General features: G+C 60.7%; 20 protein-coding genes and 1 riboswitch. Of the genes, 12 read left to right on the plus strand and 8 right to left on the minus strand.

Annotated features, from left to right (window positions below):
- Positions 1-215 precede the first annotated feature (215 nt).
- Entirely contained in the window at positions 216-1,886 is a 1,671-nt protein-coding gene (locus ACO08A_RS21035) for a long-chain-fatty-acid--CoA ligase (protein WP_422037871.1), read from the plus strand.
- A 45-nt stretch (positions 1,887-1,931) separates the two neighbouring features.
- Here the strand turns inward: ACO08A_RS21035 and ACO08A_RS21040 are convergent, their stop codons facing one another.
- The gene (locus ACO08A_RS21040; RefSeq protein WP_422037872.1) at positions 1,932-2,873 is read right to left on the minus strand and encodes a DMT family transporter; all 942 of its coding nucleotides are present in this window, start codon (positions 2,871-2,873) and stop codon (positions 1,932-1,934) included.
- Between the two features lie 368 nt (positions 2,874-3,241).
- Here ACO08A_RS21040 and ACO08A_RS21045 point away from each other — a divergent pair, with 368 nt between their 5' ends.
- Entirely contained in the window at positions 3,242-5,539 is a 2,298-nt protein-coding gene (locus ACO08A_RS21045) for a xanthine dehydrogenase family protein molybdopterin-binding subunit (RefSeq protein WP_422037873.1), read from the plus strand.
- Positions 5,540-5,608: 69 nt separating this feature from the next.
- Here ACO08A_RS21045 and sbmA read toward each other — a convergent pair whose 3' ends face one another.
- Positions 5,609-6,622, minus strand: a complete 1,014-nt coding sequence (sbmA, locus tag ACO08A_RS21050; protein WP_422037874.1) for a peptide antibiotic transporter SbmA — start codon at positions 6,620-6,622, stop codon at positions 5,609-5,611.
- A 364-nt stretch (positions 6,623-6,986) separates the two neighbouring features.
- Here sbmA and ACO08A_RS21055 point away from each other — a divergent pair, with 364 nt between their 5' ends.
- Complete coding sequence (locus ACO08A_RS21055) at positions 6,987-7,988, plus strand: DMT family transporter (protein WP_422037875.1); 1,002 nt, start codon at positions 6,987-6,989, stop codon at positions 7,986-7,988.
- Between the two features lie 237 nt (positions 7,989-8,225).
- Here the strand turns inward: ACO08A_RS21055 and ACO08A_RS21060 are convergent, their stop codons facing one another.
- Entirely contained in the window at positions 8,226-8,639 is a 414-nt protein-coding gene (locus tag ACO08A_RS21060; protein ID WP_422037876.1) for a hypothetical protein, read from the minus strand.
- A gap of 58 nt (positions 8,640-8,697) precedes the next feature.
- Positions 8,698-8,934: an Lrp/AsnC ligand binding domain-containing protein gene (locus ACO08A_RS21065; protein ID WP_299474182.1), complete on the minus strand. Its 237-nt coding sequence runs from the start codon at positions 8,932-8,934 to the stop codon at positions 8,698-8,700.
- A gap of 145 nt (positions 8,935-9,079) precedes the next feature.
- Positions 9,080-9,189, plus strand: a riboswitch (TPP riboswitch).
- A 64-nt stretch (positions 9,190-9,253) separates the two neighbouring features.
- Here ACO08A_RS21065 and ACO08A_RS21070 point away from each other — a divergent pair.
- The 4 genes from ACO08A_RS21070 (at position 9,254) to ACO08A_RS21085 (ending at position 13,774) form a co-directional block, all read left to right on the plus strand.
- Entirely contained in the window at positions 9,254-10,027 is a 774-nt protein-coding gene (locus tag ACO08A_RS21070; protein WP_422037877.1) for a hydroxyethylthiazole kinase, read from the plus strand.
- Between the two features lie 36 nt (positions 10,028-10,063).
- Positions 10,064-10,870 carry a bifunctional hydroxymethylpyrimidine kinase/phosphomethylpyrimidine kinase gene (gene thiD / locus ACO08A_RS21075; protein WP_422037878.1) on the plus strand — a complete coding sequence of 269 codons (807 nt, stop codon included), beginning with the start codon at positions 10,064-10,066 and terminating at the stop codon, positions 10,868-10,870.
- 1 nt (position 10,871) lies between these two features.
- Positions 10,872-11,984, plus strand: coding sequence for a TRAP transporter substrate-binding protein (locus ACO08A_RS21080; RefSeq protein ID WP_422037879.1), 1,113 nt, complete (start codon positions 10,872-10,874; stop codon positions 11,982-11,984).
- A 527-nt stretch (positions 11,985-12,511) separates the two neighbouring features.
- A complete protein-coding gene (locus ACO08A_RS21085; protein ID WP_422037880.1) occupies positions 12,512-13,774 on the plus strand; it encodes an OmpP1/FadL family transporter in 1,263 nt (420 codons plus the stop codon).
- 66 nt (positions 13,775-13,840) lie between these two features.
- Here ACO08A_RS21085 and ACO08A_RS21090 read toward each other — a convergent pair whose 3' ends face one another.
- Positions 13,841-14,620 carry an SDR family oxidoreductase gene (locus tag ACO08A_RS21090; protein ID WP_422037882.1) on the minus strand — a complete coding sequence of 260 codons (780 nt, stop codon included), beginning with the start codon at positions 14,618-14,620 and terminating at the stop codon, positions 13,841-13,843.
- A 167-nt stretch (positions 14,621-14,787) separates the two neighbouring features.
- Between ACO08A_RS21090 and ACO08A_RS21095 the strand changes: the two genes are divergently transcribed.
- The 4 genes from ACO08A_RS21095 (at position 14,788) to ACO08A_RS21110 (ending at position 18,200) form a co-directional block, all read left to right on the plus strand.
- A complete protein-coding gene (locus ACO08A_RS21095) occupies positions 14,788-15,591 on the plus strand; it encodes a UDP-2,3-diacylglucosamine diphosphatase (protein ID WP_422037883.1) in 804 nt (267 codons plus the stop codon).
- Positions 15,588-16,637: a glycosyltransferase family 4 protein gene (locus ACO08A_RS21100; RefSeq protein ID WP_422037884.1), complete on the plus strand. Its 1,050-nt coding sequence runs from the start codon at positions 15,588-15,590 to the stop codon at positions 16,635-16,637. The genes ACO08A_RS21095 and ACO08A_RS21100 overlap by 4 nt, the downstream gene beginning before the upstream one ends.
- 127 nt (positions 16,638-16,764) lie before the next feature.
- Positions 16,765-17,790, plus strand: a complete 1,026-nt coding sequence (locus tag ACO08A_RS21105; protein WP_422037885.1) for a threonine ammonia-lyase — start codon at positions 16,765-16,767, stop codon at positions 17,788-17,790.
- A gap of 26 nt (positions 17,791-17,816) precedes the next feature.
- Positions 17,817-18,200 carry a hypothetical protein gene (locus tag ACO08A_RS21110; protein ID WP_422037886.1) on the plus strand — a complete coding sequence of 128 codons (384 nt, stop codon included), beginning with the start codon at positions 17,817-17,819 and terminating at the stop codon, positions 18,198-18,200.
- Here the strand turns inward: ACO08A_RS21110 and ACO08A_RS21115 are convergent.
- A complete protein-coding gene (locus ACO08A_RS21115) occupies positions 18,193-19,446 on the minus strand; it encodes a protein phosphatase CheZ (RefSeq protein WP_422037887.1) in 1,254 nt (417 codons plus the stop codon). The genes ACO08A_RS21110 and ACO08A_RS21115 overlap by 8 nt on opposite strands.
- A 130-nt stretch (positions 19,447-19,576) precedes the next feature.
- Between ACO08A_RS21115 and ACO08A_RS21120 the strand changes: the two genes are divergently transcribed.
- A complete protein-coding gene (locus ACO08A_RS21120; protein ID WP_422037888.1) occupies positions 19,577-20,749 on the plus strand; it encodes an MFS transporter in 1,173 nt (390 codons plus the stop codon).
- Positions 20,750-20,759: 10 nt separating this feature from the next.
- Here ACO08A_RS21120 and dgcA read toward each other — a convergent pair whose 3' ends face one another.
- On the minus strand, positions 20,760-21,743 hold the full coding sequence (dgcA, locus tag ACO08A_RS21125; RefSeq protein WP_422037889.1) for an N-acetyl-D-Glu racemase DgcA: 984 nt from the start codon (positions 21,741-21,743) through the stop codon (positions 20,760-20,762).
- Positions 21,740-22,753 carry an N-acetyltransferase DgcN gene (gene dgcN, locus ACO08A_RS21130; RefSeq protein ID WP_422037890.1) on the minus strand — a complete coding sequence of 338 codons (1,014 nt, stop codon included), beginning with the start codon at positions 22,751-22,753 and terminating at the stop codon, positions 21,740-21,742. Before dgcN ends, dgcA begins: the two co-directional genes overlap by 4 nt.
- Positions 22,754-22,807: the final 54 nt, after the last annotated feature.

Genomic DNA, 22,807 nt, shown 5'->3' on the forward strand with positions numbered 1-22,807 from the left:
CCTCTGCGCACAAAAAAAGTGACGGGGTGTCGTAACGTCGTGAGTTGACGTGAACGGAAGGTTGCGTCATGTCAAGAAGAAGCAAGAAGAGACGCATTCAATGCGCCTGGCGCCGGGAAGGAGGTGTCCCGCCGCGGCTGGTGCCGCGGTCAACGGACAATTCGGCTGGCCAGGCCTCAAGCGTTGAAGCGGAAAATAATGCGTTGGAGAACGTTATGACGACTGCGGAGGAGTGGAACGCGGCATTCGAGCCCCGTCCGGTGCACGAATATCTGGAAAACACTGTCTCGAATTTCGGCGGATCCCCGGCTGCTGATTTCATGGGCAAGGTCTGGACCTATGACGAGCTCGGCGAGCTTGTGAATTCCACGGCGGCCGGCCTGCAGGCCATGGGGGTCGGGCCCGGTGTGCATGTGGGGCTTTGCCTCCCCAACACGCCGTTCTACACGATCTTCTACTTCGCGATCCTGAAGGTCGGGGCGACGGTTGCCAATTTCAATCCGCTCTATGTCGAACGTGAAATCAGCTTCCAGGCGCGTGATGCCGATGTGCGCATCATGGTCACGATGGACCTGAAGGTGATCTACGACAAGGTCGAGGCGGTCCGCAAGGAACGTGTGCTCGACAAGATCGTCGTCTGCCCGATGTCGTTCTGTCTGCCGACAATGAAGAAGGTGCTGTTCAACCTCTTCAAGCGCAAGGAACTTGCCGTCATTCCGCGCGACGAAGCGCATGTCTGGTTCGACGAGTTGCAAACGGAGGGAGCCGCGCCGGAACCGGTCGACATCGACCCGGAGGAGGCCATCGCGGTGCTGCAGTATACCGGCGGCACAACGGGTGTCCCGAAGGGCGCCATGCTCACGCACAAGAACCTGTCGGCGAATATCGAGCAGATGCGCTGCGTTTTCGAGAAGGCGCAGCTGGGCAAGGAAAAGATGCTCTGCGTGTTGCCCTTCTTTCACGTCTTCGCCATGACCGTTGCCCAGAACCTGTCGATCATTCTTGCCGCTGAGATGGTGCTGCAGCCGCGTTTCGAGCTGAAGGCGCTGCTCGACGCGGTCAAACGCAAACAGGTGACGTTGTTCCCCGGCGTGCCGACGCTCTATACGGCGATCAACAACTCGCCGCTGACGCCAAGCTACGACCTGTCCAGCATCTCGCTTTGCATTTCCGGAGGCGCTCCGCTGCCGGTGGAGGTCAAGGAGAGCTTCGAGACGCTGACCGGCTGTATTCTCGTGGAAGGCTACGGTCTGACGGAATCTTCCCCGGTTGCCGCGGTCAATCCGCTGGACGAAAACCGCCGCGCCGGTTCCATCGGCCGTCTCGTGCCGGGAACGAGCGCGCGCTTTGTCAGCATCGAAGACCGTGAAACGGATGTGGCTGAAGGCGAGAAGGGCGAATTGTTGCTGCATGGCCCGCAGGTCATGAAGGGATACTGGAAACGGGACGACGCCACGGCGGACACGATCACGCCGGAAGGATATCTTCACACCGGCGATGTCGGTTACCGCGATACGGACGGCTTCATCTACCTTGTCGACCGGATCAAGGATCTCATCCTGTGTTCCGGCTACAACGTCTATCCGCGTGTGATCGAAGAAGCGATCTATCAGCATGCAGCCGTTGACGAGACAATCGTCATTGCCATCCCCGACGAATATCGCGGCCAGTCGCCAAAGGCATTCGTCAAGCTGAAGGACGGCGAGACCCTGACCGGTGAAGAGCTTAAGCAGTTTCTTAAGGAACATCTCTCAGCCATTGAACTCCCGAGAGAATTCGAGTTTCGAAATGAGCTTCCAAAAACCATGGTCGGGAAACTTTCCAAAAAGGAACTGGTCGAGGAAGAAGCCCGCAAACGTGCCCAGGCGGAGGCGAAAAGCGCTTGATGATCGATGGCTGCCTCCCTCGCGGAGAGCGGTTATGTCCGTATGCTAGTGGGATTCGCTGCGGCCTTCGGCTGCACGTGCCAGTTCGCGTCCCCGCTTGGCTTCCCGGCGGACCGTGTAGATCGAGGCGGCAATGATGATGGCGGCGCCGATCAACGTTTCGACGCTTGGCCACTGACCGAAGACCAGCGCGCCGAAAATGGTCGCATAAAGCAGCCGCGTGTAATCGAGCGAGGCGATGGCGGTTGCCTCGCCTGCCTTGAATCCCTTGATGTTGGCGAGCTGCGCTGCCCAGGACACGATGCCGATAACGATCATCAGGCCCCACTGATGCAGCGTGGGGGATTGCCAGTTGATGATCGCCGGGACGAGCATGATGAGACCGACGCCGAGCGCCTGATAGGTGAGGATCGTCACCGGACTGTCGGTGCGGGTGAGGATGCGCACGACGATCATGACCATTCCGGCGCAGCCCGCGCCCGCGATGGCGAGAAGCGCATAAGGATCGACGATCCCTTCCGCGCCCGGCCGCAGCATCAGGAGGACGCCGAGAAAGCCGACGATGGTCGCGCCCCAGCGGTGCACACCCACCGTCTCGCTCAGAAACCAGATGGCGAAAATGGTGATGAAGAAGGTGCGGGAAAAGCTGATTGCGGTGACGTCGGCAAGGGGCAATTCGATAAACGCCGTGAAGCCGCAGAGCATCGCCGTGGCCGCCAGCAGGACACGGGCAAGCTGAAGGCCGGGCCGTTGGGTCGACAGGGATGTCGGTAACCCGCGCAGGATCGTCGGTGCGACGATCACGAGCATCACGGCCTGGCGCACCACAAGGATCTGAAAGACGCCGATGTCCTGGCCGACAAACTTGATCAGCGTCACCATGACCGTGAAGCCGAAGGCCGCCAGCAGCACCCAGAGGGCGCCGACCGTATTGGAAGGCAATCCGCCGGTGATCGCTGTCAGCTTCTGTTCGACCCGTTTCAGCAAGTTGAAGTCCTTTGACGTCAGGCGTCCGGTTCCGGGCCTGCCCTCTCGATGCGCTTTTTCGTTTTTTCAGGTGCGAACGAAAACCGCGAAAGCGGCGCGATGCGGGACGCGCGTGAGGATCCGTTCGATCGGTCTGGTGGTGGCGATGCGCTCAGGCTAAGCGCTTTTGCGCCGGAAGGAAAGCAGTCGCGGCAATGTTTGCCTTCTGAGCGGAACCGGTTATATTTCGAGGAGCACGCCTGTTCCGGAGCGCGAAAGGCAACAGAACCACTGGCTACGGTGGCCTTCGGAACATACATGGGTGCATATCCGTTGTCTTCGGTATTCTGATTTCCAGGGAAGTCCTCCCAAAACACAGGTCCTGATTCATGAACCAGATGGTCACTCCGAAATTCGGTGTCGGCGCACCTTTGCGCCGCAAGGAAGACGAGCCTCTCATTACGGGAGAGGGCATTTACACCGGCGACTACCAGCCCGAGGGATGTCTGCACGGCGTCGTTGTCCGCTCCGCCATGGCGCATGCCCGGATCCGCGTGGAGAATGCGGCCGACATTGCGGCGATGGACGGCGTTCATCTGGTCTTCACGGGGGCCGATGTCGACGGGCGCACGCTGCCGACCATGGCACGGCTGAAGCAGATCGACGGAACGGACCACTGGCTGCCGCCGCAGCCGCTCCTTTGTACCGATGAGGTCAGGTATGTCGGCGACGCAATCGCCTTTATCGTTGCCGACGACGTGAACACGGCGCGGAACGCGGCGGAAATGCTGGAAGTGGACTATGAACCGCTCGATGTCGTGATCAGCATCGAGGACGCGCTGGCGCCGGACGCGGTGAAGGTCTGGCCGGAACACGGCTCCAACCTCGCCTTCACGTTCGGCCACGGCAGCGAAGCCAGAACAGACGAAGCCTTTGCCAACGCGTACAAGACGGTTTCCATTGAAATCGTGAACAATCGCATTGTCGCCAACTACATGGAGCTGCGCGGCTGCGTCGCGGAGTTCAATGCGGACAGCGAGCGCTACAAGCTCACGCTCGGCACGCAGGGCGGCCATGGCATGCGCGATGTCATCTGCAAGGTGCTCGGGCTGGAAAAGGACAGGATCCAGGTGATCACGCCGGAGGTTGGCGGCGGTTTCGGGACCAAGGCGTTCTGCTACCGCGAATACCCGCTGCTGATGATCGCGGCGGAGCGGCTGCGCAGGCCCGTTCGCTGGACCGGCGAGCGCATGGAGCATTTCGTGACCGATGCCCATGGCCGCGATAATCTGAGCACCGCCGAGCTGGCGCTTGACGAGAACGCGAAGATCCTCGGCCTGCGGGTGCTCGTGAAGGCGGCCATGGGCGCCTATCTCAGCCAGTTCGCACCCTTCATCCCCTGGGTCGGCACGGCCATGTCGTCCGGGCTCTATGACATTCCGGCCGTGTTCGCCAAGACCGAGGGCGTTTACATGCACAACGTGCCGACGGATGCCTTCCGCGGTGCGGGCCGGCCCGAGGCCGCCTATCTGATCGAACGCCTCATGGACAAGGCCGGCGAGGAAACGGGACTTGGACCGATCGAGATCCGCAAGCGGAATTTCATCAGGGCCGAACAGTTGCCCTACACCACCCAGACCGGCCGCATGTACGACACCGGCGACTATGCGGGACATCTGGAAAAGGCCCTTGAAGTTTCGGACTGGGCGGGCTTTTCATCCCGCCAGGAAGACAGCGCCAGGGCGGGCAAATACCGCGGCATCGGCTTGTGCTCCTATATCGAGGCCTGTGCGTTTCCCGGCGGTGAAGAAGCGACGGTCGAGCTCAGCGAAAACGGGAACCTGACCCTTCTGATCGGCACGCAGACCAACGGTCAGGGGCACGCCACGTCCTATAGCCAGGTCGTTGCCGAGAAATTCGGCGTGACGATCGACGATGTCGAGGTGATCCAGGGGGATACCGACCGCGTCGAGAATGGCGGCGGCACCGGCGGGTCGCGCTCGATCCCGCTCGGGTTGCCTTCGGTGCGCGATGCCAGTGACGCGCTGGTCAAGAAGGTCAAGGAGCTTGCCGCCGACCGGCTGGAAGCGGGCGTCGAGGATCTGGAATTGGAAAGCGGGATCGTGCGCGTCGTCGGGACCGACCAGCAGGTCAGCCTGGCGGAGATCGTCGCAACCGCCGGAGAAACGCTTTCGGCCCGCGAGGAGGTTCGCCAGAACGAGGCGACCTATCCGAACGGAACGCATGTGTGCGAGGTGGAGATCGACCCGGAGACCGGCGACGTGTCTCTGGAAAACTATGTCATCATCGATGATTTCGGCGTGACGGTGAACCCGCTGCTCCTCGAAGGCCAGGTGATCGGCGGGGCCGCGAACGCGGTCAGCCAGGCGCTGTGTGAGCATACCGTCTACGATGAGGACGGCCAGCTTCTGACCGCCTCGCTGCTGGACTACCGGCTGCTCCGGGCGGCGGATCTTTCCGACATTCATTTCGAAACGCGGAACGTTCCCTCAACCACCAATGCCATGGGCATCAAGGGGGCCGGGGAGGCCGGGACCATCGGCGGCTGCGCGGCTGTCATGAACGCGGTTCAGATGGCGCTCAAGGACGGCGCTGGCGTTACCGAGCTGCTCGACATGCCTGCCACCCCGCTCCGGGTCTGGGAAGCGATCCAGGCGGCAAAGTAGAGGCAGTCGAGACCAACAAAAAAGGCGCCGGTTCCGGCGCCTTTTTCATTTCCGTTTATGCCGTTCGTATCACTCGGCCGGCATCGGAGTGGGTGTTCCGCCGTCCGCCTCGTATTCCCAGATGTGATGCTCGAAGGCGCGCAGACGCTTGTAGACGGAGATCAGTTCCACGATCGTAGTCCAGGCATTGACGAGATACTGGAACGAACTTTCAACCCGGTTGAACGCCCGGACGATCTGCTGCATCACGCCAAGGGTGATCGCGCCTGAAACGATTGTCGGTGCCAGCGCAACGTAGGGGACGAGAACGGTCGCCTGCAGGTAGGACCACCTGGCAACATCGAAATAGAGGTAGTGAAAGAAGAGCCTGAAATAGTTTTTGCGAACGGCTCCGTAAAGTTCGACGACCGACGGCGGCGACGCCCTGTCCTCGTTGTCTTCGCCGTAGACCAGTTCCTTGCGGTAGGCGGCTTCCACTTTCTGATTGTTGAATTCAAGGCCGGGCAGCTTGATGCCCACCGCCGCAAGCAGAACCGTTCCCGACGCGGCCGACAGAATCGCAACATAGACCAGCGAGTGATCGATCGGACCGATCCAGGGGAGCGCCGTGACGTTTTTGGACAGCTCCCAGAGGAGCGGCAGGAAGGCAATCAACGTCATCACCGAGCGCATGAAGGAAACGCCGAGGCCTTCCATGATCCGCGCGAAGCGCATCGTGTCTTCCTGGACGCGCTGGGCTGCGCCTTCGATCCCGCGTACGACATGCCAATGCGACATGTAATAGTCGTTCATGGCTGTTCGCCATCGGAAGATGAAGTGCTTGATGAAGAAGTCGAGAACCACCGCGATCGCGACATAGAGCGCGGCGATCCAGAAAAAGGTCGAGAGTTCCGCCATGTATTCGTTCATGGTCACGGCACCCGGCTCAGCGAGCGCTTTCTGGATGGTGTCGTAGAACGAGCCGAACCATTCGTTGATTTCCACGTCCAGCTGAACCTTGTACCAGGTTACCCAGAGGATAAGGACGGAGCCGACCCAGGCCCATAGGAACCACTTGCGGTTCTTGAAAAACGAACGGAACATGGCTGTCTGCCTCTCGAATCTGTGTTTCCTGAGATTATAGGTAGCTGATGTGGCAAAGGGAGACCGGTAAGGGGTCATGAGCCACTTGTGAAGAGATTTTGACGGTTCCGCTCAATTTGCAGGCCTGTCATGCATCCCCAGACGCCACTTTTGCGACTTCGCAGATTGCATTGTCGCCATCTTCGCGGGATATTGCTTGCATCTAGCCACTCCATAACACGGCTCCCACCCGTTTCTGGCTCAGAAATTGACCGCAGCGGCAATTGTTGCAGCGCGCAGGGGGCCGCTTGCCGCTCTTTCCGATCCTTAGGCCCGGTGCGTCTGGGGAGAGCAACTCCTTTTGCGCCGGTCCCGGATGTTCCAGATGGCATTCAAAAGCCTGCGATCCCGCTTCACCGGAGCCCCGGCTCCCACCGGTATGACGCGACATGCGCCGCTCTTGGGAATATCCCTGAAGCTCGGATCGACGTTCACGTTCTTTGTCATGGCGACCGCACTCAAGATTGCCGCCGAGGACGTTCCGATCGGCCAGCTTGTCTTTGCGCGCAATTTCTTCGGCCTGTTCCCGGTTCTGCTCATGGTCGGACTGCGCGGAGAGCTCGGCCTGGCATTCAAAACCAGTAATCCGCGCGGTCACCTCACGCGTGCGGCGGTGGGGCTCTCTGCAATGGTATGCTCGTTCACTGCGCTTTACCTGCTGCCATTGCCGGATGCGACTGCCATCGGCTTTGCAACGCCCTTGTTCGTCGTCGTCCTGGCCTATTTTCTGCTGGGCGAAACGGTGCGGATCTACCGGTGGAGTGCCGTCGGGGTCGGCTTTTTGGGGATCCTGATCGTGTTGTCGCCGCATCTCGGCGAGGAGGAACTGGACAGCGCCTCGACCGCTGGCGCGGTTCTGGGCATCATGGCCGCCGGTTTCGCGGCACTTGCGATGATAACGGTGCGAAAACTGTGTGAAACGGAACGGACCTCCACCATCGTCACCTGGTTTGCCGCGTCTTCGACGGTCCTGTCTCTCCTGACTTTGCCGCTCGGTTTCCTGCTTCCAGGGCAGGCCTGGGTCATTCCGGATCTGTCGACGGCGGGGCTTCTTCTGGTGATCGGACTTGCCGGCGGCGTCGGGCAGATCCTGCTGACACAGAGTTACCGATACGCCGAGGCCTCGACGATTGCGCCGTTCGACTACGTGAACATGTTGTGGGCGATCCTCGTCGGCTGGGTGATCTTTTCAGAAGCACCCGTGCCGGAAGTGCTCGCGGGCGCGGCGATCGTGATCGCGGCCGGCGTCTTCGTCATTTACCGCGAGCACAAGCTCGGTCTCGACCGCACCAAGGACCGCAGGGCGTCGACGCCGTCGCGGTCCTGAGGCCTGTTGCCGCCTGTTCGCTGCTGTCCGAGTTAACCGGACTGGGATCTCGTGAGGCGGTCCGCAGACGATGAACTTGTCATTCCGGCTGAAGCAGAGCGAAAGGCCGGAAACCAGTAATCACCTGTTTCCGCTTGTTCTTTCAACTTCTGGACTTCTGGCCACTTGGAGTACTGGTTCCCGGTCTTGCGGCGCGTGCGGCAAATCGGGACGACAAATCTGGGAAACAGTGACTGCCTATTGCGGCTTGTACTGGAACGTCTCGACGGGGCTTTTCGTTCCGTCCGGATAGATCAGCTGCACGCTGATCGACTGGGTCGAGCCGGCGGGCAACTCGATATAGGGCTTGTCCTTCAGAACGGCGTTCGGGTTGTCCGGATTGCAGGGATCCAGTTCCCACATCTGATCGAGCGGACTGCCATTCAGACCGTAGAAGACATAATCGATGCCGCATTTCCAGGCTTCGAGATGCGTGAAATAGATCAGTTGCTGACCCTGCCAGTCCCGAAACGAGACCCAGCTCGTCTTGGTCATGTCGAGGATCTGCTTGATCTGCTCCGGCGGCATGCCCTGCGCCTTTGCCTCATCGGACAGGACGGGTGGCAGCACACTCAAACCGGCGGCGATCATGGCTGAGATCACGAAGCGCATTGAACATCTCCCTGGCCGTAAAGCGGCCCCTGAGCAAAAGACCCGTCCCGGAAGCCGGTCAGAATGCCTTGAACGTGATGATGGTCTTGGTGTCCTGAATGCCGCCGATCGGGTGGACCTTTTCGTTGACGAAATGCCCGATGTCGGCACCGTCATCGACATAGAACTTCACGAGAAGGTCATAGTCACCGCTGGTCGAATAGACCTCGGACGCAATTTCCGCATCCGCGATGGCGTTCGCGACCTGGTAGGTCTTGCCCAGCTGGCATTTGATCATCACGAAAAACGGAACCATGCGACACTCCGGCAGTTTTCATTCGAATGGAATGCCCAAGGACATCGCCCATCTGACCGCGTCAGTCAATCGCAGATGACACACGTAGATCAACGAGGACGGGGTCCGGGGCTTGCAATCGGTTACCGGGCTTGTTAGCAGTGCGGAAGTCTCATGGGGGTGCCCGGCGAATACGACCGGGCTGAGAGGCAAAGCGCCAACTCCTTGAACCTGATCCGGTTGGTACCGGCGGAGGGATTTGAGATAAGACCCATGGCCACCCGGCCGCGCGCCTTTCTTTCATCCCTTCGATTGAAACGTCCTTGTTCGGAGGAGATGCATGAGCCTTACGGTTGCTGCTTCAACACAGCCCCTTGCGGCCGAAACCGTCTTTGACCTGCTGCAGAAGGTGCGCGAGAAGGCCCCGCGCGTTCATGCCATCACGAATTCCGTGGCGCAGCACTTCACCGCAAATGCCTTGCTGGCAATCGGCGCGATCCCCTCCATGACGATCGCCCCCGAGGAAGTCGCCGGCTTTGCAGCGGGTGCCGACGCGCTGCTGATCAACCTGGGAACGCTCGACGAAACGCGCCGGCAGGCGATCCCTGTCGCGATCGAAGCGGCGAAGGCGGCCGGGCGTCCGGTCAGTCTCGACCCGGTTTTTGTCGAAAGGTCTCCGGTCCGCTGCGCTTACGCGCGCGATCTCCTGGGTCTGAAACCCGATCTTGTCCGCCTGAACGAACGGGAACAGGCGGCCCTTTTTCCGGACCGGGCAGCGGTTGAACACCTGATTGCCGACGGCACGGTGCTGACGGTGACGGGTGAGGAAGACCGGGTCGAGAGCACACAGGAAGACTTCCGTCTTCGAAACGGCCATCCGCTGATGGCGCGCGTGACCGCGACGGGGTGCGCGGGCGGTGCGGTGCTGGCCGCTTTTGCGAGCATCGAGACCGACACGGCCCTGGCTGCCGCTGCGGGACTGTCCGTCTTCAACATTGCCGGCGAGATGGCGGCGAGCGAGGCGCGGGGTCCCGGAACGCTTGTCCCCGAATTGCTGGATGCGCTCTACACGATGACCTCGCGCGATATCGAAGTCAGGTTGAAGAGCGCCTGAGCGTCTTGAACGGAATTGCACTATGAGGAGGTTCTCATGACCGCGATTGCGGTGACCATTGCAGGCTCCGACAGCGGAGGCGGTGCCGGGATACAGGCAGATCTCAAGGCGTTTTCCGCCAACGGTGTCTACGGTGCCAGCGTGCTGACGGCGCTGACGGCTCAAAACACCCGCGGCGTCAGTGCCATCCACGACGTGCCGACGGAATTCGTGCGCGCCCAGATGGATGCGGTCTATTCGGACCTCAGCGTCAAGGCCACGAAAATCGGCATGCTCGCCAGCGCGACCATCATCGAAACGGTCGCGGCGGGCCTGAAGGCGCATGAAACGGGGCCGATCGTGCTTGACCCGGTCATGGTGGCGGCGAGTGGCGACCCTCTGCTGGCCGAGAGCGCGGTCGCCAGTCTCCTCTCCGAGCTTGTTCCTTTGGCCGACGTGATCACGCCCAATCTTCATGAGGCCGCGCGCATGCTGGACGCACCGATCGCGGCGGGCGAAGCAGACATGCTGTCCCAGGCCGAGCGACTGATGGGCCTCGGTGCGCGTTCCGTGCTGTTGAAGGGAGGGCACGGTACAGGCGACGACAGCAATGACCTGTTCCTGACCGCAACGGGGGAACCGGTCTGGTTCCGTCAGACACGCATTGCAACGGAAAACACGCACGGGACCGGATGCACACTTTCATCAGCGATTGCGGCAGGGTTGGCAAGGCAGATGGTGCTGGGAGAGGCCATTGCGGCCGCCAATCAATATGTGCACGGCGCGATTGCGGCTGCCGATCAGCTGGAGATCGGATCCGGCCATGGCCCCGTGCACCATTTCTATCAGATGTGGAGCGCTTGAGATGTCCGGCAAGAAGACAGAAAACGACAGGCAATTGAACCGCCGGGCGCTGCTCGGGGCAACGGCAGCAGGTGGCGGGGGGCTCCTGGCAGCCCCTGCCTTGGCACAAGGCACTGCGACGATCGAGTGGAAGATGGTGACGTCCTGGCCGAAAAATCTGCCCGGGCCCGGCGTTACGGCGCAGAGGATCGTTGACCAGGTTTCGGCCATGACCGGGGGGCGCCTGCGCATCCGGCTCTATTCGGCCGGCGAACTTGTGCCGGCGCTCGAGGTTTTCGACGCGGTGGCGTCGGGAACGGCACAGATGGCCCATACGGCCTCGTTCTTCTGGCAGGGCAAGATCCCGGCCTCGGTCTTCTTCACGGCGATCCCGTTCGGTCTGCTTCCCCATGAACACATCAGCTGGATCGAGAGGGGCGGCGGGCAAGCGCTCTGGGACGAGCTTTACGCGCCGTTTGGGGTGAAACCGGTGATGGCCGGCAATACCGGCGTGCAGATGGGCGGGTGGTACAAGAAGGACATCAACAGTCTGGACGATCTGAACGGGCTCAAGATCCGGATGCCCGGACTTGGCGGCGAGGTCATGCGCCGTCTCGGTGCGACGCCGGTCGGGCTGCCGCCGGCCGAACTGTTCCAGGCGCTTCAGTCCGGCGTGCTCGATGCGACCGAGTTTCTCGGTCCCTGGTCCGACCGCGCCATGGGGTTCCAGAAAGTTGCCAAGAACTATTATTCGCCGGGGTTTCACGAACCCAATGGAACCGGTGAAGCGTTGTTCAATCAGGTTGCCCTCGAGGGCCTGCCGGAAGACCTGCGCGCTGCCGTGCTGGAAGCGTGCCGCGCGGAGAATGGACGGGCCCTGGCCGAAAGCGACTGGGAAAATGCGGGCAGCCTGAAGCTGCTTCAGGAGGAAGACGGCGTTGAGGTCAAACCCTATCCGGACGAGGTTCTGGAGGCCCTGCGCAAGACGGCGTCTGCCGTGCTTCAGGAATTTGCGGAAAAGGGCCCGCTCAGCAAACGCATCTACGAAAGCCATGTTGCCGCGCGCGCGCGGCTGGCGCCGTGGAGCGATGTCGCAATGCGGCGATTTCTGAGCGCGCGGGACACCGGCGCCTGACGCAGCCTTCCGGCCGTGCGGTCAGCGTCCCGCACATGACTTGCACGTAAGCGCGTCGATGAAACCTTAATGACGCGAATCTGACTGCGCCTGGCAGGTCCGGATACACCCGGGCCTGCAACTTCGAGGACTTCTCCTGCCAGGAAAAGCGCGGTTTCCAGCGGCTAGATCATACGAAGTCATCCACAGTGCCTCGGGCCTTCCGTATGGGTAAGTGTGGCAATGCAGCAACGATCCCCGAATAATTGACGTTAAAGGAAGGTTAATGATTGTTTGCCTATTTTTTAGGCATTTTTACGTATGTGTGTCGCGTTCGTGACAAAGCGGCGTCAGCGAAGACCTTTCCGCGCCATTTTGCTTCTTTTGCACGCCGACAGTCCCTGTTTCTTGGATTATTTTGCGTTGCAGCATGAAGAAATGTGCCATGGCGGCGGTGAAATCTTGTCTTGCAACAGCCCGCAATCTTGGAAAAACCTGTTCCTCGAAATCAGATTTCCTCCGGCGGGAGGGGGATGGGAGAAAACACCATGAAATGGGCAAATAAAAACACGATTCTATTCGCCTCCACGGCAATAGCCTTTTCGATTGCAGCCACCGCTGCCCACGCGGGCGCCTTTGCGATCCGCGAGCAAAGCGCCTACTTCCAGGGAACATCGTTCGCGGGTTACGGAACATCGGGCGAGACGATTTCCGCGATGTACTGGAACCCGGCTGCGCTCATCGGTGCACAGATGGGCTGGACTGTCGAGACACACGGATCGCTGATCATCCCGAACTCGGAAATCGATGGTACGCTGAGCGGCGGGTTCCTGGGGACCTCTTCTATCGGAAGTGGTGACATCGGCCTGGATGCCGTTGTCCCGGCAACCTACATTTCCTACCGGCCGGATGAAAAATGGATCTTCGGTGTCGGCATCAATGCGCCATTTGGCCTGACCACCAAGCCGGAGCAGAATTGGGCTGCGCAGTTCTATTCGCGATCGTCGCGGGTCTTTTCAATCAACGTCAATCCGAGTGTTGCCTACCAGGTCAATGACATGATCGCCCTGGCTGTCGGCGTTCAGGTTCAGTACCTGGATGTCAGCCTGAAATCGGCGGATGCGACATCGGGGGCAGGATTCCCGCGCTCCAACGAAATCTATGGAGACGGTTTCGGTGTCGGCGTGACCGCCGGTGTCACCCTCAAGCCCGTGGATGGAACCGAGATCGGCATCGGATACCGGTCGGGGGTCGGACACAGCCTGAACGGACAGCTCTTTGCCGGCGGCAGCCGTGCCGAAATCGACCTCGGCGTTGTCATGCCGGACATGGTCAACATCTCGGCGAAACAGAAGATCACCGACAAGATGCGTTTGCTCGGAACGGTGGAGTGGACCAACTGGAGCCGTCTGAAGTCACCGGTGGCGACCTCCACGATCACCGGAACCGCCCTGACCACCTTGCACTTCAACTACGATGACGGCTGGTTCTTCTCCGTCGGCGGTGAATATGATTTCAACGAGAAGCTGACTTTCCGCGCGGGTGTCGGTTACGAACTGTCCCCGATCGACGAAGACATCCGCTCCACGCGGCTTCCGGACAACAATCGCTGGTGGCTGTCAGCGGGTGCAAGCTACAACTTCAACAAGCACATGTCCTTCGACATCGGCTACACGCACATCCTGACCGAAGACACGAAAATCAACATCGATCCGAGCCACCAGGACTACAACGCGGTCTTCGGAACCTACACGGGCGACGTCGACAGCAACGTGAACATCCTGTCCGCATCGCTGCGCTACAAGTTCTGACCAAAACCGATTTGCAAATGAGAAGGCCGGGAACTGTTCCCGGCCTTTTTTGTTGCGACGGTTTGCTCAGAAAGCTGCCGGGTAGAGGCCGCCATCCATCAGAAGGTTCTGACCGGTGATGTAGCCCGCGTACCGGGAGCACAGGAAGGCGCAGGCCTGCCCGAATTCTTCCGCGTTGCCAAAGCGTCCCGTCGGGATCTCCGCCGCCTGCTGCGCCCTGATGTCATCCAGGCTCGTGCCGGTCTGCTGCGCGGCCCGTTCGAAACCACCTCTCAGCCTGTCGGTGTCCATCTTGCCGGGCAACAGGTTGTTGATCGTCACGCCGTGGGGCGCCAACTGTCTGCACACACCGGCCAGAAACGCCGTCAGGCCGGCTCTTGCACCACTGGACAGGTCCAGACCCTCGATCGGCATCTTCACGGACAGGGACGTGATGTTCACGATCCGGCCGAACCCGCGTTCCTTCATGCCGGGAGCGACGGCCTGAATCAGCTCGACAGGCGTGACGAAATTCTGGATCGCGCCGTCGATCATGGCTTCGCGGTCAAGTTCCGTGTAGTCCCGTCTCGGAGGGCCGCCGTTGTTGTTGACGAGAATATCCGGATCCGGACACGCGGACAGAAGCGCGCGCTGGCCTTCCGGAGAGGAAACGTCGGCGGCAATGCTGAGAACCGACACGTTGTATCTGTCCTGAATTTCCTTGCGCGTTTCTTCCAGAACAGCTTCGGTGCGGCCGTTCAGAACGATATCGCAACCGGCTTCAGCCAGCGCCTGCGCGCAGCCCTTGCCGAGACCGCGGCTCGACGCGCACACGATCGCCTTTTTCCCTGTGAGACCCAGATCCATGAAAAACCTCCATTTTTCCCACCCATAGCATATGGGAGCGAGAGCGCTATATTGCTGTTGATGAAAAAAACAGATTTCGGGAACTGCCACGGAAGTCTTCGCATTTGTCATAATAATGCAACCTGAATCGCGTCTATAGCGCTGCTAATGGAATATGGAGAAATGCCATGTCTACCGCAGAGGCATCGCGACACTACCGGTCCCTGTTCATTTCGGATGTGCACCTCGGCACCCGTGGTTGCCAGGCCGAACTCCTGCTGGATTTTCTAAAGGACCACGACGCCGAAACCATCTACCTGGTTGGCGACATCGTCGACGGATGGCGGCTGAAACGGTCCTGGTACTGGCCTCAGCTGCACAATGACGTTGTGCAGAAAGTCCTGAGAAAGGGCCGCAAGGGTGCCCGCATTCACTACATACCGGGCAATCACGACGAGTTCTTGCGCAACTTCCTCGGAACGCATTTCGGCGGTGTGGAAGTCAGCGACAGCATTGTGCACGAAGCCGCCAACGGCAAACGCTATCTGGTCATTCATGGCGATCAGTTCGACGTTGTCATCCGCCATGCCAAGTGGCTCGCGTTTTTCGGCGACAAGGCCTATGTCACTGCCTTGAGTGTCAACACCTGGGTCAATTTCATTCGCAGGAGCCTGGGACTGACCTACTGGTCCCTGTCCGCGTGGGCGAAGCTCAAGGTCAAGAATGCCGTCAGCTTCATTGGCCGTTTCGAGGAAACGCTGTCCGACGAGGCCCGCCGGCAGGGGGTCGACGGCGTGATCTGTGGTCACATCCATCACGCCGCTGACCGCGACATGAACGGCATTCACTACATCAACACCGGCGACTGGGTCGAGAGCTGTACGGCTGTTGCGGAACATCACGATGGAACGTTTGAGGTAATCCGATGGGTGGATCAAACCCAGGAGGGACCGGCACCGGCGAAATCCAAGGAAGCTCCGGTCGCCGCATGAGTTCCATCTTGATCGTGACGGATGCCTGGCATCCCCAAATCAACGGTGTGGTCAGATCGCTGGAGCGGACAGCCGAAGCGCTCGTCGCGACAGGTGTCAGGGTCGAATTCCTGACGCCCCAGGCCTTCAAGACATTGCCCTGTCCTACCTATCCCGAAATCCGCCTCTCCCTCACGCACAGGGGGATTGTCCGCCGGATGATCCGGGACTTTGACTGCGAACACCTTCATATCGCGACAGAAGGCCCACTCGGCATACTGGCCGCAAGCGTTGCCAGGAAAGCGGGCGAGCCCTTCACGACGAGTTACCACACCCGTTTTCCCGAATATGTCTCCGCGCGCCTTCCGGTGCCCCTGTCCTGGTCCTACAGCTGGCTGCGCCGGTTCCACAATTCAGGTTCGGGATGCATGGTGGCGACCCGGTCCCTGGAGAACGATCTGCGCACCCGCGGCTTCAAAAACCTGATGCGCTGGTCGCGCGGTGTCGACGAGGACCTGTTCAAGCCGTATGAGGGCTCCGTTCTGCCGGACGATCTGCCACGGCCTGTCTTCATGTATGTCGGGCGGGTCGCGGTCGAGAAGAACATCAAGGCCTTTCTCGACTTGACGCTTCCTGGATCGAAAGTGGTTGTGGGGGGAGGTCCGCAACTGGAGGCGCTCCGGCGCGATTATCCGGACACCCACTTTACCGGTGCCAAGCTCGGCGAGGACCTCGCCCGTCACTATTCGGCAGGCGACGTGTTTGTTTTCCCGTCGCTCACCGACACGTTCGGAAACGTTCTGCTGGAGGCGCTCGCCTGCGGCGTTCCGGTGGCCGCCTATCCCGTGATGGGGCCGCTCGACGTCATCGGCGATACGGGAGCGGGCGTGCTTTCGGAAAATCTTCAGGAGGCGGCTGAAGCCGCCCTGGACATCCCGCGGGACCATTGCCGGAACATTGCCCTGAATTACACATGGGCCGCCAGCGCGCAGCAGTTTCTGGACAATTGCATTGCCGCGCATGACATTCACAACACTCTGGCGGACCGCGCAAAAGCCGCCGAGTAGACGCTGCAGACGGCGCTGCGCGGGCGGGACCCGGAGCATCCGTTGCCAAAGACGCTATCTGCATATTGAGTTACACCCAATACCTGATAAGTCATCGGACAACTCCACGTGTTCAAAGGTGACACCGATGACGGATGCTGTTGTTCCAACCGGTCGTGACGTGCTGCGGGATTATTCCGGCAAGGCGGTCACTTTCGATGATGTGGAGGCTGCCGCGCGCCGCATTGCCGGGTTCGCGGTAAAGACGCCGCTGCTGCGCCACCCCGCGCTCGATGAACGCACCGGTGCGACCGTGCTCGTGAAGCCGGAAAGCCTGCAGCGTAGCGGATCCTTCAAGTTCCGCGGGGCGTTCAATTGCCTGACCCTGATACCGGAAGAGCAACGTTCGAAAGGCGTGGTTGCGTGTTCCTCGGGAAATCACGCCCAGGGCGTCGCCGCCAGTGCGGGTATTCTGGGAGTCGATGCCACGATCGTGATGCCGGCCGACGCGCCCCGGATCAAGCTCGAGCGCACGCGTGCCTTCGGTGCGAAGGTCGTCACCTATGACCGCGAGACGGAGGACCGGGACCAGATCGCTGCCGCGCTGTGCGCGGAAACCGGCGCGACATTCGTTCATCCCTTCAATGACCCGGCGGTGATCGCGGGGCAGGGGACCGTCGGTCTGGAAATGGCGGCGCAGGCCGGGGACATGGGTCACGGTCTGGACGACGTTCTGGCCTGTACGGGCGGCGGGGGTCTTTCCAGCGGCATTGCGCTTGCCCTTGCACACACATCACCGGACACGCGTTTTCACACGGTGGAACCGGCTGAGTTCAACGACTACAAGCGCTCGCTCGAAGCAGGAGCGCTGCTTTCGAACACGCGCAAGTCCGGCTCCATCTGCGATGCGCTCCTTTCCGAAACCCCGGGCGAAATCGGCTTTTCAATCCTGCGCCAGCTCGCCGCGGAAGGACTGACCGTAACGGACGAGGAGGTGCTCGACGCCGTCGCCTTCGCCTTCAGGGAACTGAAGCTGGTGGTCGAACCGGGCGGTGCCGCGGCGCTTGCAGCTGTCCTCAAGGGAAAACTCCCGCTGCAGGGGAAAACGGTCGGTCTGGTGCTGACAGGCGGGAACATAGATCCGGACATGCTGGCGCGGGCCTTGTCGCGCTAGGGTACGGACCCATAATTGAAGCCGATTTGGCGGCAGAAATGGCAAAATCTCGAGAGGAAGCGTGCGCAGAGCGGGCCTTTGCCCGGTCAAGCGCGGTGACGCTGCGAGGTAAAGCCATTTTGCCGTCCTTCGGATTTGGCCGTTTTGGCCATCTGCTGCGTCGCGAAAGGCTTGAAAATGAACCACATTTCCTGCGCTTCCGCTCCTCGCAGTTGGTCAAAACGATCCAAACCAAATTGACTTCAATTATGAGCCCGTACCCGAGGGTGAGGACCGCAGCGGACGGATCGTCTCCGCCCATGGTGAAACAAGACGTTGCCGCTCCGCTGGACAATCGCGCAGTAAAAACAAAAAACGCGGCTCAGGGCCGCGTCTTCAATCAGGGTTCGAAAAACTGGGTGCTCAGTTGAAGAGCGCCTGGCGTTCTGCTTCGGAGAGCTGCTGAAGCGGATCGTCGGTGATTTCCTCATCCGATGCAGCTTCGTCTTCCAGTTCCCAGGCAACATCGGCTTCGGCCTCGAGTTCAGCCTCATCTTCGATTTCGGCCTCGGCCATGAGGTCTGCCACATCTTCGGCGTCAGCTTCAGCGTCAATCTCGACGTTAGCCTCGGCTTCCGCTTCCGCTTCAACCTCGACTTCGTCGGCCACGGAATCCACTTCGGTGTCGAACAGCAATTCGATCGCTGCCTCGTCGAGCGTGGCGTCCGGATCGATTTCCCCGTCTTCGGCTTCCGCTTCGGCATCATCTTCGGCTGGTTCTGCCGGCGCCGCCGCGAACATGTCGTCGATCGCGGACGCATCCATCGGCGCGTCCCCGCCGGCCATGATGGCATCAACGTCGGCCTCGCTTGCGGTGGCCGGGACGTCCTGAGGTGCGGGTGCCTCGGAGGCGGCGTCCGTTCCGGTTTCCTCCAGGGCCGCGTTGAAGACATCGTCGCTGACCGACATCAGTTCATCAACGCTGTTCTGGCAGACGCCGCGCCCGGATCTCTGCGGACCGTTCAGCAGGTGCGCATCCGGACGCGTGTCGACGGGCCCGGCCGTGTCTTCCGCTTCAACACCTTCGATGCCCCAGATGCCGATCATGAGATTGATGCGGCTCTCCAGGTATCTGAGCACCTGCACGACCTTGTTCGTCCGCTGACCGGTGAGGTCCTGGAACGAGCAGGCCATGAAGATTTCCGTCGCCTTGGCATCGATCTCGTCGCAGGCGGCATCGTCGGCGCCGTTCTCGCGCAGGACCCAGGCCTGTTCCTGAATCTGTTCCGCAGCCTCCAGGATCGACTGGGTCGCGCCTTCGGTCTGTGTGACGATCGCATCGAGCTCGTGGGAGGCATCGACGAAGCGGTTGCTGTCGTCGTCCCCCTCGGCCTTGATATTCGCGATTTCAGCCTTGGTGCGCTCGATTGCCTCGTGCATCTCGGCGATGTCGAGACGGATCTTGTCGAGATCCGGAACAGTCCGTTCGCGTGTGACGACCTTTTCAAGCCGCTGGATCGCGCCAAGGATTTCCGTTGTCTCAGGCGTTTTGTGGCGATTGAGATATTCTTTCAGAAACCGACGCCCGCGATCGGATTCCAGCAGGGTTTGCTCTAGAGTGTGATATTCGGCTTCGCCGATCAACTCCGGTTCTTGCTGTGTTGCTGCCGCTTTCATATGGACGCGATTCTCAACTTGCCTAAGGATCGTGTGTTGCCGTATCAGAGGCAACTTCACCCAGATCGTAGGGTGAAATTCGTTAACATCCCTTTATTCCGTCGCGGTTCCGGACCGTTTCAAAGGTCAAATGACAGATTTGTCCAACAGTGTTAGCGCAAGGGTTGCGGCCCTGTTTGCCTGCCACTTCTTCGGCTTCGGACTTTTTCTTCCCTTTTTCCCGCTGGTGCTGGAATTTCGGGGCGTCAGCGCCGCGGAGATCGGCTTTATTCTGGGAGCGGGAACGATTGCCCGGATTGCGGCCAGCCCGTTGCTTTCCAACATAGCCGACAGGACGGACCAGCGGCGGCTCTCCATCCTGATCTATTCGATCATCGGGGCGGGCTTCATTGCCCTGATCTACCTTCCGGGCGGGCTGATTCTCGCCGGTACGGCGATGATCGGCTACATGGTGATCAAGGCGCCGATCCTGCCGCTGAGCGATGCCTATGCGCTTGATGCAGCGCGTAACACCGGTGCCGATTATGCGCGGATGCGTCTTTGGGGGTCGGTCGGCTTCGTTCTTGCCAATCTCGCCGGTGGCGCGCTCGCGGCGGAGAGCACGGCGTGGCTTATCGTGACGCTGACGGTTGCCGCATCTGTGGCCACCGGCTTCGTGGTTCTGTCCCTGCCGCGGCAAGAGAAAGACCCCGGCGACAAGCCAAACGAGGGCAAAGGCGCCGCGACGCCGTTTGCAAAACTCTGGTTCTGGCCCGTCCTGGCGCTTCTCGGACTGTTTCAGGCAACGCATGCTGCCTTTTACGGATTTGGCACGCTTTACTTGCGGTCGATCGATGTGCCCGATTTCACGATCGGCCTGCTGTGGGCTGTCGGTGTCGTCGCCGAGATCGCTTTGTTCACCATTGCCGGAAAACTGTCGCTCCGGTTCGATCCACCGGTGTTTCTGCTTGCTGCCGGTATCGCGGCGATTGTTCGCTGGGGCCTGTTTCCATTTGCGGACTCCGTCATCTTCATGAGCGCCTTGCAAGTCCTGCACGGGCTGACCTTCGGCGCGGCGCATCTCGGCGCCGTCGCGATCCTGGCAAAGGTCGTGCCGCCGCGCTGGTCCGGTACGGGACAGGGGCTACTCACCGCATCGATCGGTGTTCAGACTGCGATCGGACTTGCGGTTTCAGGCGCGCTGTTCCAGATCAATCCGCACATGCCGTTCTATCTGATGGCTGCGGCGGCTTGCGCCGGATGTGTTGCCCTGGTGTTCGCAACTCCGGTGATCCGGCGCAACATCCGTCTTCAGGACGCTTGAAGCCGGGCGGCTAGCCCCAAAGCGCGGGTTCCGGCGGATACAGCGTGCTGTCGTCGAACCGCAGCCCGGGTGTGCGGTCCTGAGAGAGCAGCAAGGGGCCGTCCAGGTCGACATAATCCGCGGTCTGCCCGATCAGCACGGCAGGCGCCATGGCAAGCGACGTTCCGAGCATGCAGCCGATCATCACCTTGAAATCCGCCTTGCGTGCTGCATCGAGCAACCGCAGCGCCTCGGTCAGGCCGCCAGCCTTGTCCAGCTTGATGTTGACCGCACCGTACTTGTCTCTGAGGCCGTCCAGTCCCTTGCCCGGAGACAGGCTTTCGTCCGCACAGATGGTGATGGGAGACTGAAAGGCGCGCAACATGTCATCGGATTTTGCGGGCAGGGGCTGTTCGATGAGTTCGACACCCACCTCGGCGCAAGCTGCCATGTTCGTGTCGAAACAGCTTTCGTCCCAGGCTTCGTTGGCATCGACAATGAGCTTCGCAGCGGGCGCGGCGCTGCGCACCGCGCGAATGCGTTCGTCGTCACCTGGGCCGGCCAGCTTCACTTTCAGGAGCGGGCGATGGGCCGCTGCAGCGGTTTTTTGCGCCATCGCATCCGGCGTGTCCACGCTGATGGTGAAAGCCGTCGTCACCGGGTGGAGAGCGCTCAGGCCGGCAAGCTCGGATGCCGTCTTGCCGGCGCGTTTCGCTTCCAGGTCCCACAGGGCGCAGTCAACGGCATTTCGCGCAGCGCCCGCCGGCATTGCTTCCAGGAGGGCCTCCCGGGAGAGACCGGTCTTCAGCAGAGGGGTGACCTCCTCGATCTGCGTCTGGACCGTTTCAAGGGATTCGCCATAGCGCGGATAGGGCACACACTCGCCGCGGCCGGACACAGGCCCGTCCGAAATCGTGACGACAACAACCTTTGCATGTGTCCGGGTTTCGCGCGAGATCTTGAAACCGCCTGCGATTTCAAAACTCTCCGCCTCGATGCTGACACGTTGATTCATGGCGCGCCGAACTCTGCAGACACCTTGTCGACAATCGCTTCCATGCCGAAACGCACCGGATCGGTGGCTGGAAGGCCGTGCTTTTCACCGACTTTCGCCAGAAATGCCAGCGCTTCGTCTTCGTCGAGTGCGGCCGTATTGACCGCAATCCCGATACAGCGGATATCGGGATTTGTCAGCGAGCCGCACTGGATCGTCATGTCGATGACCTGCTGGATTGTGGGAAGCGGCGTTTCAACGCCGCGCATCTTTGTCCTGGTCGGCTCGTGGCAGACGATAAAGCCATCCGGCTGCGACCCGTGAAGAAGACCAAGGGTGACGCCTGCGAAGGAAGGATGGAACAGCGAGCCCTGGCCTTCGATGATCTGCCAGTGATCGGCCTCGGTTTCAGGAGAAATCCACTCCGCGGCACCTGAGATGAAATCGGCGACGACCGCGTCCAGGGCAACGCCCCGGCCGGAGATGAAGACACCTGTCTGGCCGGTTGCGCAAAACGAGCTGTTGTAGCCGCGCTCATTCATGGCGCGGTCCATGGCGAGCGCCGTGTATTTCTTGCCGACCGAGCAGTCTGTGCCGACGGCGAGGATGCGCTTGCCCTGCCTTTTCGTGCCCTTGCCGGTGGCGAAGGTCATGGAATTGTGGCGCACGTCGTGAAGCTGGCGGCCGTTGCGTTCCGCGGCCTCCCGGATGGCCGGTACGTCGCCAAGACGCACGTGGAGCCCCGAGGCCACATCCATCCCCGAATCAAGCGCTTCGATCACGGAAGCCACCCAGTGATCGGGCAGACGGCCTCCCGCGTTCACCGCGCCGATGATCATTGTCTTTGCGCCCGCAGCTGCGCCCTCGGCGATCGACATGTCTTCCAGACCGGTATCGGCGGCGCAACCTTGCAGCCTGACCTGGCCGAGACACCAGTCTTTCCGCCAATCCACGATGCCAATGGCGGTTTTGGCAGCCAGAGCGTCAGGGACATCCCCGAGAAACAAAAGATAAGGATGAGCGATTTCCATGGACAAAGCTTTCAAGTGGCTGCTGGACGTTAAAGTTCTCCATCAGGTATACGG

This window comes from Roseibium sp. (genome assembly GCF_965232425.1).
In the GTDB taxonomy this organism is placed as follows: Bacteria; Pseudomonadota; Alphaproteobacteria; order Rhizobiales; family Stappiaceae; genus Roseibium.

What these genes read in the sequence shown, in the direction of transcription:
- ACO08A_RS21035 (WP_422037871.1), top strand. Translation starts at nt 216, where the DNA reads ATGACGACTGCGGAGGAGTGGAACGCGGCATTCGAGCCCCGTCCGGTG.
- ACO08A_RS21045 (WP_422037873.1), top strand. Translation starts at nt 3,242, where the DNA reads ATGAACCAGATGGTCACTCCGAAATTCGGTGTCGGCGCACCTTTGCGC.
- sbmA (WP_422037874.1), bottom strand. Translation starts at nt 6,622, where the DNA reads ATGTTCCGTTCGTTTTTCAAGAACCGCAAGTGGTTCCTATGGGCCTGG.
- ACO08A_RS21055 (WP_422037875.1), top strand. Translation starts at nt 6,987, where the DNA reads ATGGCATTCAAAAGCCTGCGATCCCGCTTCACCGGAGCCCCGGCTCCC.
- ACO08A_RS21060 (WP_422037876.1), bottom strand. Translation starts at nt 8,639, where the DNA reads ATGCGCTTCGTGATCTCAGCCATGATCGCCGCCGGTTTGAGTGTGCTG.
- ACO08A_RS21065 (WP_299474182.1), bottom strand. Translation starts at nt 8,934, where the DNA reads ATGGTTCCGTTTTTCGTGATGATCAAATGCCAGCTGGGCAAGACCTAC.
- ACO08A_RS21070 (WP_422037877.1), top strand. Translation starts at nt 9,254, where the DNA reads ATGAGCCTTACGGTTGCTGCTTCAACACAGCCCCTTGCGGCCGAAACC.
- thiD (WP_422037878.1), top strand. Translation starts at nt 10,064, where the DNA reads ATGACCGCGATTGCGGTGACCATTGCAGGCTCCGACAGCGGAGGCGGT.
- ACO08A_RS21080 (WP_422037879.1), top strand. Translation starts at nt 10,872, where the DNA reads ATGTCCGGCAAGAAGACAGAAAACGACAGGCAATTGAACCGCCGGGCG.
- ACO08A_RS21085 (WP_422037880.1), top strand. Translation starts at nt 12,512, where the DNA reads ATGAAATGGGCAAATAAAAACACGATTCTATTCGCCTCCACGGCAATA.
- ACO08A_RS21090 (WP_422037882.1), bottom strand. Translation starts at nt 14,620, where the DNA reads ATGGATCTGGGTCTCACAGGGAAAAAGGCGATCGTGTGCGCGTCGAGC.
- ACO08A_RS21095 (WP_422037883.1), top strand. Translation starts at nt 14,788, where the DNA reads ATGTCTACCGCAGAGGCATCGCGACACTACCGGTCCCTGTTCATTTCG.
- ACO08A_RS21100 (WP_422037884.1), top strand. Translation starts at nt 15,588, where the DNA reads ATGAGTTCCATCTTGATCGTGACGGATGCCTGGCATCCCCAAATCAAC.
- ACO08A_RS21105 (WP_422037885.1), top strand. Translation starts at nt 16,765, where the DNA reads ATGACGGATGCTGTTGTTCCAACCGGTCGTGACGTGCTGCGGGATTAT.
- ACO08A_RS21115 (WP_422037887.1), bottom strand. Translation starts at nt 19,446, where the DNA reads ATGAAAGCGGCAGCAACACAGCAAGAACCGGAGTTGATCGGCGAAGCC.
- ACO08A_RS21120 (WP_422037888.1), top strand. Translation starts at nt 19,577, where the DNA reads ATGACAGATTTGTCCAACAGTGTTAGCGCAAGGGTTGCGGCCCTGTTT.
- dgcA (WP_422037889.1), bottom strand. Translation starts at nt 21,743, where the DNA reads ATGAATCAACGTGTCAGCATCGAGGCGGAGAGTTTTGAAATCGCAGGC.
- dgcN (WP_422037890.1), bottom strand. Translation starts at nt 22,753, where the DNA reads ATGGAAATCGCTCATCCTTATCTTTTGTTTCTCGGGGATGTCCCTGAC.